This window comes from Klebsiella sp. CN_Kp097 (assembly GCF_040064495.1).
GTDB lineage: Bacteria > Pseudomonadota > Gammaproteobacteria > Enterobacterales > Enterobacteriaceae > Klebsiella > Klebsiella aerogenes.
In genome coordinates, this window is the sequence record NZ_JBEAIL010000007.1 from 613,853 (window position 1) to 626,082 (window position 12,230).

The window sequence follows — 12,230 nt, forward strand, 5'->3', positions numbered from 1 at the left end:
TTCTTAAGTTACCCATATGTTAAATACACCCAATAATCGTATGGCTGCAAGTTAATTAGCATGCTAATTTGTTTCAAATTAAGTATATGTCCCCTGATAGACCGTGCAGACAGAATGTATAGCATTTGCTATACACTTGTTCTACAATGAGCTGTATACCAATTGCTATACGGGGAAAGAAGATGAAATCAGATATCCAACTCAACATCCGGGCGAAGGAGTCCCAGCGGGCGCTGATTGATGCGGCTGCCGAAATTCTGCACAAATCACGGACCGACTTTATTCTTGAGATGGCCTGCCAGGCGGCAGAAAACGTCATTCTCGACCGCCGGGTGTTTAACTTAAGCGATGAGCAATACGCCGAATTTATCGACATGCTGGATGCGCCGGTTGAAGCTAACCCCGCTCTCGACAAATTGCTGGCGAGAAAACCACAATGGGAAAAATAAGCGCGCCTGCACCGCTATCTTCACACCATCAGATCGCGGAATTTTGTTGTGGAGAAACGGTTCTCGATCAATGGCTGAAACAGCGAGGATTGAAAAACCAGGCTCAGGGCGCCGCGAGAACCTTTGTGGTCTGCAAGGAAGAGAGCCATCAGGTGGTGGGGTTTTATTCGTTAGCAACCGGCAGCGTTAATCACACGGAAGCCACTGGCGGCCTGCGGCGCAATATGCCCGATCCTATCCCGGTCATCATTCTCGCCCGCCTGGCGATCGACTGCGCGTATCACGGACAGGGGCTGGGAGCTGATTTACTCCATGATGCGCTCTTACGCAGTTATCGCGTTGCCGAAAATGTTGGCGTTCGTGCCCTGATGGTCCATGCCCTGACCGATAGCGCGAAACGATTCTATTTACACCACGGATTCAAAGCCTCCACCACCCAGGAACGCACACTTTTCCTCGCGTTGCCTAAATAACTCCACCTTTCGTCATTTTCTCTACCACACTTATCTTTCAGTTCGGGAACCACACCAAAGGAAGGATAACGATGAAGAAAGTGGCGATTGTCGGCGTTGGGCCGACCGGGATCTATACTTTTCATTCCCTGGTTGAACGGGGTGAGCCGCTGGAGATAGTGCTCTACGAGCAGGGTGAAGAGGCTGGCGTCGGCATGCCTTATAACGATGAGCATAACTCAGCGCAAATGCTGGCGAATATCGCCAGTATCGAAATCCCCCCCATCTATATTACCTATCTGACGTGGCTACAAAATCAGAGCGAAAACTGGCTCAGCCGGTATGGCATTGAGCGTGAGGCCTTACATGAGCGGCAATTTTTACCGCGCGTGATCCTCGGCGACTATTATCGCGATCGGTTCCTGGCGCTGTTGGAGAAAGCCAGGTTAGCGGGTTTCAACGTTAGCGTGCGCGAATCCTGCGAGGTTACCGATCTCCAGGCGGAACAGGATGGCGTCAAACTGTGGATTAATCACGCGCCCACAGCGGAACGTGCGGATTTTGCCGTTATCGCCACCGGTCATCTCTGGCCGCAGGACGATGATTCTTCCCGCGAATATTATCCCAGCCCCTGGAGCGGTTTGATGCAGGCGCAGATAGCCCCCTGCCGGGTCGGTATCATGGGGACTTCACTCAGCGGCATTGATGCTGCCGTCGCCGTCGTCATTCAGCATGGCCATTTTACGACTGACGCCGATGAGAGCGTCCATTTTCGGCTTAATGACGCGAGTCATAAACTCCATATCACCCTGATGTCACGAAACGGCATCCTGCCCGAGGCCGATTTCTACTGTCCTATCCCCTATGAACCGCTGGAAATTGTCACCCATCAGAGGCTGGAAACGGCCATCGCTGAGGGTAGTGAGGGATTGCTGGATCGCGTATTCCAGCTTATCGTCAGGGAGCTGGAACTCGCCGCGCCGCACTGGTGTAAGCAGATAGGCTTACGCCAGCTCACCGCGGATACGTTCAGCGACGCCTGGTTTATCGACAGAAAACGACACGATCCCTTTGCCTGGGCGCAAGCCAATTTGCAGGAAGTGGAACGCAACAAACAGCAACAGCATACCGTGCCGTGGCGGTATACCATTCTGCGATTGCATGAAGTGATTGAGATGATTACGCCGCATCTTAACGAACGCGACCGCGAACGCTTTAAAACAGGGCTCGCCCGGGTATTTATCGATAATTACGCGGCCATTCCATCGGAATCGATTCGCCGCCTGCTGGCGCTGCGTGAGGCCGGGGTGATTAGTATTTTGCCGCTCGGGGCCGATTATCAACTGGAAGTTCAACCACAACGGACGGTCATTCACCATCACAACCAACGCAGCGAATTTGACGTCTTTATTGACGCCAGAGGCCAAAAGGCGCTGAAGAGTAAAGACATCCCTTTCCCGACGCTGCGCCAGCAACTTCTCGCCTGCGGTGATGAGATCCCGGATATCGGTGATGATTACACCCTGCAGGCGCCGGCGTGCGCTCGCGGCCGCATTGCCTTCGGCGCGCTGCCGTGGTTGATGCATGACCGCCCTTTCGTTCAGGGCCTCGTCGCCAGCGCGGAAATCGGCGCCGCGATGGCGAGATCGGTTTCACAGCAGGCCAGCGGCCGCCGGCGCAAGCTGTGGTTCAGTCATGAAGAGTGGTGATCCATCAGCATGCGAATAACGACTAACCGCGTCTTAAGCGCAACAACGGAAAAGAGACCGCCATCCAGGCATGTTACAACTACAGGTTATCAGGTAGCACAACGCTTACGAGGTACATATGAGTCAACTATTTAGCCCTGCGCGAATTGGTAAACTGGCGCTGGAAAACCGGATTGTCATCGCCCCGATGTGTCAGTACTCCGCCGAAAACGGCAAGGCAACCGCCTGGCACCGCATTCATCTTGGACAGCTGGCTTTTTCCGGCGCCGGTTTGGTGATTATTGAAGCCAGCGCCGTTGAGCCCGCGGGTCGCATCTCCCCGGCGGACGTCGGCCTGTGGGATGATGAAACCGAAGCCGCCCTGTACCGGGTACTGGAAGATGTTCGCGCCTATTCAACAACCCGCATCGGTATCCAGCTGGGGCATGCCGGGCGCAAAGCCTCCGTCGCTGCCCCCTGGCTTGGCGGCGGTCAGTTGGCGTTGGATAACGGCGGCTGGCAAACCGTCGCTCCATCCGCGCTGGCATTTCATGACGGCGACCGGGCGCCGAAAGCGCTGAGCCATGACGATCTGGCGCGGCTTAAACAAGCCTTTGTTGATAGCGCGCGGCGCGCTGAACGCCTGGGAATTGAACTGATAGAGCTGCATGCCGCCCACGGCTATCTGTTGCACCAATTCCTCTCGCCGCTGAGCAACCAGCGAACAGATGAATACGGCGGTTCGCTGGAAAACCGCTTACGTTTCCCGCTGGAGGTTTTCCAGGCAATACGGGAGGCGGTCAGCGAAAATATCGCCGTCGGCGTACGGCTTTCGGCGACAGACTGGGTGGACGGAGGTTGGGATACGGCGCAATCCATCGTCTTTAGCCAGCAGCTTGAAGCGCTGGGTTGCGACTATATTCACGTCTCCAGCGGCGGGTTGTCGCCGCAGCAGGCGATTCAGGTCGGTCCTGGCTATCAGTTACCGTTCGCCCATGAAATCCGCCAGCAGATCAACGTTCCGGTCATTGGCGTAGGGTTGATTACCGAACCGCAGCAGGCTGAAGATGCACTGCAAAACGGCGACGCCGATCTGATTGCCATCGCCCGCGCAGCGCTCTACAACCCACACTGGCCGTGGCAGGCTGCGGCGGCTCTGGGGGCCCAGGTTAGCGTACCGCCGCAATACCTGCGTTCAGAACCGCATGGGCTGAAAGGCACGCTAAAATCTAATCGCTGAAGCTTCACGCTATGAACGATAGCGGCGCGAATGCGCCGCTAAATTATTGACAGTAATTAATCGCGGGTTTGTACCCAGAAGGCGTGAATAAGGCCAGGAATATAGCCCAGCAAGGTCAGAATTATATTCAGAATGAATGCCCAGCCGAAGCCCTTACCCAGCAGTACGCCCAGCGGCGGCAGGATGATAGTAAATACGATTCTCCAGAAACCCATACACTCTCCATACAAACAAAATTAACGACTTAAAAAAGAGACTTCGTCTCTAAGCATAGTAATTCTACCTGATGCCGCCACGTTAACCGCCCCCTTTACCCGATTTTACGCATCTTGTAATGAGCATTACGTCAGCGTGTGCAATTCATCCGATGTATGGTTTTGTGAGTTCGATCATGTCCCCCTCTCCGCATTGTCGTTATCCTTAACCTAACTTGTATGGTAGTAGACTATAAACAACGCGGTAAGGAAAAGTTTTCATGCAAATGACGATGCGCTGGTTTGGGCCAGACGAAGATAAAGTCACTCTTGAGCAGATCCGTCAGGTTCCTGGAGTGGAAGGTGTGGTCGGCGCGCTGTACGACGTACCGGTTGGCGAAGTCTGGCCACGGGAGAAAATTAAGGCGTTAGTCGAGCAGGCCCACGCTAACGGTCTGACGATGGAAGTTATCGAAAGCGTGAATATTCACGACGCGATTAAAATCGGGCTGCCGGAGCGCGATCGCTATATCGCCAACTATCAGCAAACTATCCGTAACCTCGCCGCCTTTGGCGTTAAGGTCATCTGCTACAACTTTATGCCGGTTTTCGACTGGATGAAAACCGACATGAACTACCGGCTGGCGGACGGTTCGCTAACGATGGCTTTTGAAAAAGCCGGCATCGATAAAACGCTGGAACAGGTCGTTGCGGAAGTGCTCAGCAACGCCAACGGCTATGCCCTGCCGGGCTGGGAGCCCGAACGTTTAGCGCAGGTACAGACGTTATTCGACAGCTATAAAGCGGTCGATGATGACAAACTGCGAGAAAATCTGGTCTATTTCCTGGAGAAAATTATCCCGGTCTGCGAAGAGGTCGGCGTGAAAATGGCCATTCATCCTGACGATCCGCCGTACTCTATTTTTGGCCTGCCGCGCATTATTAAAAACCGCGACGATCTCGACTGGTTGTGTCGCGCGGTGGATTCACCGGCAAACGGGATTACCTTATGTACCGGCTCTATTGCCGAGGAGCCGCAAAATAATATTTATCAAATCCTCGCGGAATTCAGCCAGCGCGGGCGCATTCATTTCGCTCATGTCAGAAATATTAAAATCATAAAAGACAAAGATTTCTACGAATCGGCGCACCCTACCCGCTACGGCTCGCTCGATATGTACCGGGTGATGCAGGCGCTGCACGACAACGGCTTCGACGGCTATATTCGCCCCGATCATGGCCGTTTTATCTGGGGAGAAACCGGCCGCCCGGGATACGGCCTGTACGATCGCGCGCTCGGCGCCACTTACCTGCTGGGATTATGGGAAGCGCTGGAAAACCAGCACGCCTGATCCGCTCTTCACTCAGGTGCCGGAGTTCTCCGGCACTGAAAATAATAAAATCTCTGTTGGGAGGATGCCATGTCTCCAGCCCTGGCTCTGCTATGGGTGGTGGTCGGTATTGCGCTACTGGTCATCATGAATCTGAAATACAAAGTCCACAATATTTTCGCCTTGTTAATTGCCGGTCTGTTTGTCGCCATTATGGAGGGCGTGCCCCTCGATAAAATCGTCTCGATGGTTCAGCAAGGACTGGGCGGAATAATGGGACACCTGGCGCTGATCATTATATTCGGCGCTATCATCGGCAAATTTATGACCGAATCCGGCGCCAGCCAGCAGATCGCCGATACGGTCATCAGGCGTTGCGGTACCCGTTATCTGGCGGTCGGCTTGATGTTTATCGGCGTTATCTTCGGCATCGCCATGTTTTATGAAGTGGCGTTTTTGATTGCCATGCCGCTGGTTCTCAACATCGCCAGCAAAGCCAATATCCCGTGGATGAAACTGGTTATACCGACGGTCGTCGGCGCCACCATGGGCCATAGTTTATTTCCGCCACAACCGGGGCCGGTTGCATTAGTCAGCGCCTTCCAGGCGGATATTGTTCAGGTTTATCTGTATGGCATTATCGTGATCATCCCGGCGCTGTTCTGTGCGGGGATCCTGTTACCCGCCTGGCTTCCAGGTATCCGCGAGATGAAGCTGAATGCCATGATTAAACCGCAGGAGGAGAAACCTGCCGAGGCGCTGCCGTCGTTTGCGGTCAGCATTGCCATTCCGCTGATCCCCGCGATATTAATGATTGCGTCTTCGCTGATTCAGTCGCTGTTTGGCGCGGCCTCTTCTGCGGCAAAATTCTTCCAGTTCCTCGGTAGCGCGGAAATTAGCATGCTGTTGGCGACCGGCGCCGCAATCTGGCTGCTCGGCTGCCGCCGCGGTATGAACGCCGTTCAGGTTAACCACTGCGTCACGGACTCGGTCGCCAGAATTGCCAACGTCCTGTTCGTCATCAGCGCCGGCGGCATTCTCAAACAGGTTATTATCGATTCCGGCGTCGGCGACCATATCGTTACGATGATGAGCCACGTCCCGCTGTCGCCGTTTATTATCGCCTGGCTGATTACCGCTATTATTCGTATTCTTACCGGCCAGGGCGCCGTTGCGGCAATTACTTCAGCCGGGATTGTTTCGCCAATGGTTACCGCATTTCATCTTAATCCAGCGCTGATGTGCCTGGCGGTGGCCTGTGGTAGTAATACCATTACTTTGATGTATGACGGCGGCTTTTTACTCTTTAAGGAAACGTTTGGTATCTCGATGCGTGATACCTTTAAGACCTGGGGCTTACTGGAGCTCATCAACTCGGTGGTGGGTCTGTTGATGGTGTTATTACTGAGTCTGTTTATTTCCTGAGAAACGCATCGCGGCGGCGACAATACCGCCGCGGTAAGCACTCAAATATTTACTGTTGGCCGGCCGGCGCCTGCTGTGCTGGCGCTTGCTCCGGCGCGATACTCTCTTTTATTTCTTTGGTTTTATTGGCGGCATCGGCGGAAAGCTGGTTGGCTTCAACGATAGCGTTATCTTTAATTTTTCCCGCCTCTTTCATGATCGCATCGCTTTTTTGCTGCGCATCCTGTTTTACCGCATCCGCTTTATTTTTCGCATCCTGGGCAATCGCGTCGGCCTTCTTGTCGGCTTCAGATTTAATACTGCTGGCCTGGGTTTTCAGGCTATCCGCTTCATTATTGGCCTGCGTTTTGATGTCGTCGATCTGCTTATCCGCTTCTTGCTTAATGGCCCGCGCTTTATCGGCAGCCGCATCTTTAATTTGTTCCGCGTTATCTTTGGCCTGATCCAGTTTATTGTCGACTTTCGATGAGTCATCGCAGCCAAACAACGCCAGGCATAATGCAGAGGTAATCAGCGTTTTATTCCACAGTTTCATCAGTATTCCCTTATCGGTCCAGGTGGTAAGCCAGTGACGGTCATAGCCTTGCCGTATCGGCAGAGTCAATTTATTTATAATCGCTATGCCTGGAGAGTCAAGCTATCGATAATTTTCAGTAATGCTTTGCCGGAAAATGCATAGACCAGCCAACGCCAGCGGCTAATTTGCTTAAAAACAAGACAAAAAACCGTTATTCCAGCAATCGATACGCCCGGGCGGATAACCTGCTTTCCTTCTGGATGGCTAAAAAGCATCTTATATTCCATTTTGCGCTAAAAGGCAGATTTATGTTCTTTAAAATGCCGTTTTTACAGTTCTACCATTCAGCTATCTCGATACGAATGGGTAAATGGTTATGTCACTCTTTCACTCTGTAAGCGACCTGATTGGTCATACCCCACTGTTACAGCTGCATAAACTGGATACCGGCCCGTGCAGCCTGTTCCTGAAACTGGAAAACCAAAACCCCGGCGGTTCGATAAAGGATCGCGTGGCGTTGTCGATGATTAATGAAGCCGAGCGCCAGGGAAAACTGCGCCCCGGCGGCACCATCATTGAAGCCACCGCCGGTAATACCGGGTTGGGGCTGGCGCTGATTGCCGCGCAGAAAGGCTACAAACTGATCCTGGTGGTGCCGGACAAAATGAGCCGCGAGAAAATTTTCCATCTGCGTGCGCTGGGCGCCACCGTGCAGTTAACCCGCTCGGACGTCAACAAAGGTCATCCCGCCTATTATCAGGACTACGCCCGCCGTCTGGCGGATGAAACGCCGGGCGCGTTTTATATTGACCAGTTCAATAATGAAGCCAACCCGTTGGCTCATGCCACCACTACCGCGCCGGAGCTGTTTGAGCAACTCGATGGCGACATTGACGCCGTGGTGGTTGGTGTCGGCTCAGGCGGTACCCTGGGCGGTTTGCAGGCATGGTTTGCGCAACACTCGCCGAAAACCGAATTTATTCTTGCCGATCCTGCGGGCTCGATTCTGGCGGATCAGGTAGAGACCGGGCAATACGGCGAAACCGGCTCCTGGCTGGTGGAGGGGATCGGCGAAGATTTTATTCCCCCGCTCGCCCATCTGGAGAAGGTGCGCAAAGCGTGGCGCGTGACCGATCGTGAAGCGTTCGCCACCGCCCGGCAGCTGCTGCAAGTGGAAGGTATCCTCGCCGGCTCGTCAACGGGCACCCTGCTGACAGCAGCTCTGCGCTACTGCCGGTCGCAGTCCACCGCTAAGCGGGTGGTAACCTTCGCCTGCGATAGCGGTAACAAGTACCTGTCGAAAATGTTCAACGACGACTGGATGCGCCAGCAAGGTCTGCTAAGCCGCCCGACGCGCGGCGATCTTAGCGATTTTATCGCCCTGCGTCATGATGAAGGCGCAACCGTCACCGCCGCGCCCGACGATACGCTGGCTGCCGTCCTTGCTCGTATGCGCCTGTACGATTTCTCCCAGCTGCCGGTGCTGGAAAACGGCCGCGTGGTTGGCATCGTCGATGAATGGGATCTGATAAGCCACGTCCAGGGCGACAGCCGGCGTTTCGCGCTACCGGTCAGAGAGGCGATGACCCGCCATGTCGAAACCCTGGATAAGCACGCCCCGGAAAGCGCGCTTAAAGATATCTTCGACCGTGGACATGTCGTGGTCGTTACCGATAACGATCGGTTTATCGGCCTGATTACCCGTAGCGACGTCCTGACCACCTGGCGTAACCGACTGGAACAATAAGGAACGAACATGAAAAATTTACAGACGCTCAGCGTCCATAGCGGCATTTTTAACGACCAGCATGGCGCGGTGATGCCACCAATTTACGCCACCTCTACCTTTGCCCAGCCCGCGCCGGGCCAGCATACCGGCTATGAATATTCGCGTAGCGGCAATCCGACCCGCCACGCGCTGGAAACGGCCATTGCAGAGCTGGAAAGCGGTAGCCGGGGTTTTGCTTTTGCTTCAGGCCTCGCGGCCATTTCCACGGTACTGGAACTGCTGGATAAGGATAGCCATCTGGTGGCGGTAGATGATGTCTATGGCGGCACATACCGGCTGATTGAAAATGTTCGCCGTCGTAGCGCCGGTCTGCAAGTGACCTGGGTCAAACCTGACGATCTGGCAGGCATCGAAGCCGCGATCCGCCCTGATACGCGGATGATTTGGGTGGAAACGCCGACCAATCCGTTACTCAAGCTGGCGGATCTTGCGGCCATTGCCGAGATTGCCCGTCGGCATAACATTATCAGCGTCACCGATAATACCTTTGCCTCACCGATCATCCATCGCCCTATCGAACTGGGCTTTGATATCGTGGTGCATTCAGCGACCAAATATCTCAACGGTCATTCGGATGTCGTCGCCGGGTTGGCGGTGGTTGGCGACAATCCGGCGCTGGCCGAGAAGTTGGGCTATCTGCAAAACGCCGTCGGCGGCGTACTTGACCCATTCAGCAGTTTCCTGACGCTGCGCGGCATTCGCACCCTGGCTCTACGGGTGGAACGTCATAGCAGCAACGCTCTGCTGCTGGCGGAATGGCTGGAGCAGCAGCCGCAGGTCGAGAAAGTGTGGTTCCCCTGGCTCGCCAGCCATCCCCATCACGATCTGGCCCGCCGACAGATGGCCCTGCCAGGCGGTATGATTTCCGTTGTGGTCAAAGGAGATGATGACTACGCCGGGCGCATCATCAAAAAACTACGGTTATTTACGCTGGCGGAAAGCCTGGGGGGTGTGGAAAGCCTGGTGAGCCAGCCATTCAGCATGACGCACGCCTCCATTCCGCTGGAACAGCGGCTGGCGAATGGCATAACGCCGCAGTTGATTCGACTCTCGGTAGGTATTGAAGATCCGCAAGACCTGATCGCTGACTGGCGAAACGCGCTACGTGAGTAAACGCTAACCCCGCGCGCGGCGCGGGGTTTCATTACCCTCAGCAGAAACATACCGCTTTGGCGTTTTCCGTCGGATGATAGGGATCGCTTCGGTGATCGTCGCTATCATCCCGTTTACGCGGGATCTCGCCGTGTTTACCCGGCTCTTCTCGCGCCGGGTGTTTACCGCGTTTATCGAGTTCATGGTGATGCGCTCTGCTCATACTCAGGCTCTCCGGTTAATTGGGCGCTTGTTTGCGCAGCTTATCAACCCGCACCAGCGGCGGCGTCATTTTACTATCCAGGCTTCCGTTGATGCTCACCAGTTTGTCTGGCTTGATGTCCTGACCATCAAAAACGGCTGCCGGAATAATGGCCGCAATGGTGCCAGTTTTATCACGGAACAGATAACGGTCGTCGCCTTCATGCTTAATCACATTGCCGCGCAGGGAAATAGTCGCGCCGTCGTGCATGGTTTTCGCCTGCTCAATGGTCATAATCCGGCCATCCTCCATACCGCGATAGCCGTCGTCCAGCTGGTGCGGCGGCGGCGGTGCGGCATCGTTTTTAAAACCGCCCTTCTCTTCAGCCCAGACGCCAGCGGTGAGTAACAAACAGAGTGTCGCGATTAGCTTTTTCCTCATTATTTCACCTTTCATGTCAGCATGACTGTTATTAAAGTCTGGCCGCGGATAGCGATTTTAACAACGTCAATAATTCTGATATCAGCTAAAATAACAACGTCGCTATCGTATCGTTAAATATAAATCATGCTGGAGCCGAAAGATGGACAATAATCAACAGGATCCGCCAGAGATAAACGAGAATCTACAGGCGTTACGCTTCGAGTATAACTTCCGGCGCTATGGGGTGGTTTTTCTCGCCATTATTATCATTGCTGCATTATGCGGTTTATTTTCATCTGGCTTCCTGAGCTCCGCCCATCATGAGAATTCCGCTTCATCGTTAACGGTAGACTATGACCGTTTTGCCAGGCTAATGAGCGAAACCGAAGTCAATGTTCAGGTAAAAAACAGTGGCCTCGCTCATACCTCAGTGGATTTTTCCCCCACGTTATTAAGCCATTACCAAATTGGTGATATTCGACCGCAACCCGATAAAATGTACAGCGCTAACGGTCATCTGATACTGGTTTACAATGAAAATAGCCGTGGCTCGCCGCTTTCGCTGTGGTTATCTATCACGCCAAAAACATTTGGCAAACTTTCCACGACACTACAGGCGAACCGGCAACCTGCCGTCACCTTTAGCCAATTTGTCTTTCCTTAGGAGTCACAACGATGGAAATGGTGCTCAGAGCCGTCGCAATCTATCTTATCTTATTGATTATATTTAAAGTTGCTGGCAGAAGAACGCTTATGCAACTCACCAGTTTTGATCTGATTTTACTGTTGATTATCAGTGAGGCCACCCAGCAGGCCATGCTCAGCACCGACTATTCTGTTACCGGTTCAATGCTGACTATTGTCACGCTGGTCAGCGTGGACATTTTATTTGGCTATATAAAGAAGCGCTTTTCGCAGGCTGAGAATTATCTTGATGGTTCGCCGACGATCGTCGTAGAAAATGGTGTTGTCGCTGACGATAAAATGAAAATGGTCAATATCTCTGTGGATGACATATTGCTCGCCGCGCGACAGCACCATGGTATATATCAACTTGAGAAGATTAAATTTGCGATCCTCGAACGTAATGGACAGATTTCAATTATTCCGACCGAAGCGTAGAGACGTTACTTATCGCGTTCCGGTTGTTTATCACCTGACTCAGGAGCCCGTGTCGGGTCGTCCTCTTCTTTTTCAGTAACATAATTAATATACATACCACCTCCAACTTTGCGGCATTGAATTATAAATTGTAGCGTTATCATGAAATTTGGCCATTGCCATAATAAATAATGTCGTTTGTTAGCCATAATAAGTACTCTCGGATATTTCCGACCACCGGCCAGCAATGAATCAATAATACTCAAGTACTCAGTGACCAATACACCATGGCGAAATGCCATGTTCAGACCAATTGAGGCGACTATG

At 53.2% G+C, this 12,230-nt stretch carries 16 protein-coding genes; 10 read left to right on the forward strand and 6 right to left on the reverse strand.

Annotated elements, in window-relative coordinates; all coding sequences use genetic code 11:
• The first annotated feature begins 182 nt into the window (after window positions 1–182).
• From ABLV07_RS13325 to ABLV07_RS13340, 4 genes are all read left to right on the forward strand, one after another.
• On the forward strand, window positions 183–449 hold the full coding sequence (locus ABLV07_RS13325) for a DUF1778 domain-containing protein (protein ID WP_015705366.1): 267 nt from the start codon (window positions 183–185) through the stop codon (window positions 447–449).
• Window positions 437–922, forward strand: a complete 486-nt coding sequence (locus ABLV07_RS13330; RefSeq protein ID WP_015705365.1) for a GNAT family N-acetyltransferase — start codon at window positions 437–439, stop codon at window positions 920–922. The genes ABLV07_RS13325 and ABLV07_RS13330 overlap by 13 nt, the downstream gene beginning before the upstream one ends.
• A gap of 71 nt (window positions 923–993) precedes the next feature.
• The gene (locus ABLV07_RS13335; protein ID WP_042897505.1) at window positions 994–2,610 is read left to right on the forward strand and encodes an FAD-NAD(P)-binding protein; all 1,617 of its coding nucleotides are present in this window, start codon (window positions 994–996) and stop codon (window positions 2,608–2,610) included.
• Between the two features lie 118 nt (window positions 2,611–2,728).
• Window positions 2,729–3,829 (forward strand): NADH:flavin oxidoreductase/NADH oxidase, encoded by a 1,101-nt coding sequence (locus ABLV07_RS13340; RefSeq protein WP_015705363.1) that lies wholly within the window; start codon window positions 2,729–2,731, stop codon window positions 3,827–3,829.
• A gap of 56 nt (window positions 3,830–3,885) precedes the next feature.
• Here ABLV07_RS13340 and ABLV07_RS13345 read toward each other — a convergent pair whose 3' ends face one another.
• Window positions 3,886–4,044, reverse strand: a complete 159-nt coding sequence (locus ABLV07_RS13345; RefSeq protein ID WP_002903230.1) for a YqaE/Pmp3 family membrane protein — start codon at window positions 4,042–4,044, stop codon at window positions 3,886–3,888.
• Window positions 4,045–4,304: 260 nt separating this feature from the next.
• Between ABLV07_RS13345 and uxuA the strand changes: the two genes are divergently transcribed.
• Entirely contained in the window at window positions 4,305–5,375 is a 1,071-nt protein-coding gene (gene uxuA / locus ABLV07_RS13350; RefSeq protein WP_046883609.1) for a mannonate dehydratase, read from the forward strand.
• 69 nt (window positions 5,376–5,444) lie between these two features.
• Window positions 5,445–6,779, forward strand: a complete 1,335-nt coding sequence (locus ABLV07_RS13355) for a gluconate:H+ symporter (protein ID WP_032708012.1) — start codon at window positions 5,445–5,447, stop codon at window positions 6,777–6,779.
• Window positions 6,780–6,828: 49 nt separating this feature from the next.
• On the opposite strand, the gene ABLV07_RS13360 is transcribed toward ABLV07_RS13355, so the two are convergent.
• Both ABLV07_RS13360 and ABLV07_RS13365 read right to left on the reverse strand, forming a co-directional pair.
• Window positions 6,829–7,314, reverse strand: a complete 486-nt coding sequence (locus tag ABLV07_RS13360) for a lipoprotein (protein ID WP_015366666.1) — start codon at window positions 7,312–7,314, stop codon at window positions 6,829–6,831.
• An 83-nt stretch (window positions 7,315–7,397) separates the two neighbouring features.
• On the reverse strand, window positions 7,398–7,571 hold the full coding sequence (locus ABLV07_RS13365) for a hypothetical protein (RefSeq protein ID WP_020078890.1): 174 nt from the start codon (window positions 7,569–7,571) through the stop codon (window positions 7,398–7,400).
• A gap of 95 nt (window positions 7,572–7,666) precedes the next feature.
• On the opposite strand from ABLV07_RS13365, the gene ABLV07_RS13370 reads away from it, so the two are divergent.
• Together ABLV07_RS13370 and ABLV07_RS13375 are read left to right on the forward strand one after the other, a co-directional pair.
• Window positions 7,667–9,043, forward strand: coding sequence for a pyridoxal-phosphate dependent enzyme (locus tag ABLV07_RS13370; protein WP_162184312.1), 1,377 nt, complete (start codon window positions 7,667–7,669; stop codon window positions 9,041–9,043).
• Between the two features lie 9 nt (window positions 9,044–9,052).
• Complete coding sequence (locus ABLV07_RS13375; protein WP_087860741.1) at window positions 9,053–10,198, forward strand: PLP-dependent aspartate aminotransferase family protein; 1,146 nt, start codon at window positions 9,053–9,055, stop codon at window positions 10,196–10,198.
• 37 nt (window positions 10,199–10,235) lie between these two features.
• On the opposite strand, the gene ABLV07_RS13380 is transcribed toward ABLV07_RS13375, so the two are convergent.
• Together ABLV07_RS13380 and ABLV07_RS13385 are read right to left on the reverse strand one after the other, a co-directional pair.
• A complete protein-coding gene (locus ABLV07_RS13380) occupies window positions 10,236–10,400 on the reverse strand; it encodes a hypothetical protein (RefSeq protein ID WP_015705356.1) in 165 nt (54 codons plus the stop codon).
• 15 nt (window positions 10,401–10,415) lie between these two features.
• Window positions 10,416–10,820, reverse strand: coding sequence for a YdeI family stress tolerance OB fold protein (locus tag ABLV07_RS13385; RefSeq protein WP_015366670.1), 405 nt, complete (start codon window positions 10,818–10,820; stop codon window positions 10,416–10,418).
• A gap of 142 nt (window positions 10,821–10,962) precedes the next feature.
• Between ABLV07_RS13385 and ABLV07_RS13390 the strand changes: the two genes are divergently transcribed.
• Both ABLV07_RS13390 and ABLV07_RS13395 read left to right on the forward strand, forming a co-directional pair.
• Entirely contained in the window at window positions 10,963–11,466 is a 504-nt protein-coding gene (locus tag ABLV07_RS13390) for a hypothetical protein (RefSeq protein ID WP_149270798.1), read from the forward strand.
• 11 nt (window positions 11,467–11,477) lie between these two features.
• The gene (locus ABLV07_RS13395; RefSeq protein WP_015366672.1) at window positions 11,478–11,924 is read left to right on the forward strand and encodes a YetF domain-containing protein; all 447 of its coding nucleotides are present in this window, start codon (window positions 11,478–11,480) and stop codon (window positions 11,922–11,924) included.
• 5 nt (window positions 11,925–11,929) lie between these two features.
• Here the strand turns inward: ABLV07_RS13395 and ABLV07_RS13400 are convergent, their stop codons facing one another.
• A complete protein-coding gene (locus ABLV07_RS13400; RefSeq protein WP_100280374.1) occupies window positions 11,930–12,205 on the reverse strand; it encodes a hypothetical protein in 276 nt (91 codons plus the stop codon).
• Between the last annotated feature and the right edge of the window lie 25 nt (window positions 12,206–12,230).

What these genes read in the sequence shown, in the direction of transcription:
- ABLV07_RS13325 (WP_015705366.1), top strand. Translation starts at nt 183, where the DNA reads ATGAAATCAGATATCCAACTCAACATCCGGGCGAAGGAGTCCCAGCGG.
- ABLV07_RS13330 (WP_015705365.1), top strand. Translation starts at nt 437, where the DNA reads ATGGGAAAAATAAGCGCGCCTGCACCGCTATCTTCACACCATCAGATC.
- ABLV07_RS13335 (WP_042897505.1), top strand. Translation starts at nt 994, where the DNA reads ATGAAGAAAGTGGCGATTGTCGGCGTTGGGCCGACCGGGATCTATACT.
- ABLV07_RS13340 (WP_015705363.1), top strand. Translation starts at nt 2,729, where the DNA reads ATGAGTCAACTATTTAGCCCTGCGCGAATTGGTAAACTGGCGCTGGAA.
- ABLV07_RS13345 (WP_002903230.1), bottom strand. Translation starts at nt 4,044, where the DNA reads ATGGGTTTCTGGAGAATCGTATTTACTATCATCCTGCCGCCGCTGGGC.
- uxuA (WP_046883609.1), top strand. Translation starts at nt 4,305, where the DNA reads ATGCAAATGACGATGCGCTGGTTTGGGCCAGACGAAGATAAAGTCACT.
- ABLV07_RS13355 (WP_032708012.1), top strand. Translation starts at nt 5,445, where the DNA reads ATGTCTCCAGCCCTGGCTCTGCTATGGGTGGTGGTCGGTATTGCGCTA.
- ABLV07_RS13360 (WP_015366666.1), bottom strand. Translation starts at nt 7,314, where the DNA reads ATGAAACTGTGGAATAAAACGCTGATTACCTCTGCATTATGCCTGGCG.
- ABLV07_RS13365 (WP_020078890.1), bottom strand. Translation starts at nt 7,571, where the DNA reads ATGCTTTTTAGCCATCCAGAAGGAAAGCAGGTTATCCGCCCGGGCGTA.
- ABLV07_RS13370 (WP_162184312.1), top strand. Translation starts at nt 7,667, where the DNA reads ATGGTTATGTCACTCTTTCACTCTGTAAGCGACCTGATTGGTCATACC.
- ABLV07_RS13375 (WP_087860741.1), top strand. Translation starts at nt 9,053, where the DNA reads ATGAAAAATTTACAGACGCTCAGCGTCCATAGCGGCATTTTTAACGAC.
- ABLV07_RS13380 (WP_015705356.1), bottom strand. Translation starts at nt 10,400, where the DNA reads ATGAGCAGAGCGCATCACCATGAACTCGATAAACGCGGTAAACACCCG.
- ABLV07_RS13385 (WP_015366670.1), bottom strand. Translation starts at nt 10,820, where the DNA reads ATGAGGAAAAAGCTAATCGCGACACTCTGTTTGTTACTCACCGCTGGC.
- ABLV07_RS13390 (WP_149270798.1), top strand. Translation starts at nt 10,963, where the DNA reads ATGGACAATAATCAACAGGATCCGCCAGAGATAAACGAGAATCTACAG.
- ABLV07_RS13395 (WP_015366672.1), top strand. Translation starts at nt 11,478, where the DNA reads ATGGAAATGGTGCTCAGAGCCGTCGCAATCTATCTTATCTTATTGATT.
- ABLV07_RS13400 (WP_100280374.1), bottom strand. Translation starts at nt 12,205, where the DNA reads ATGGCATTTCGCCATGGTGTATTGGTCACTGAGTACTTGAGTATTATT.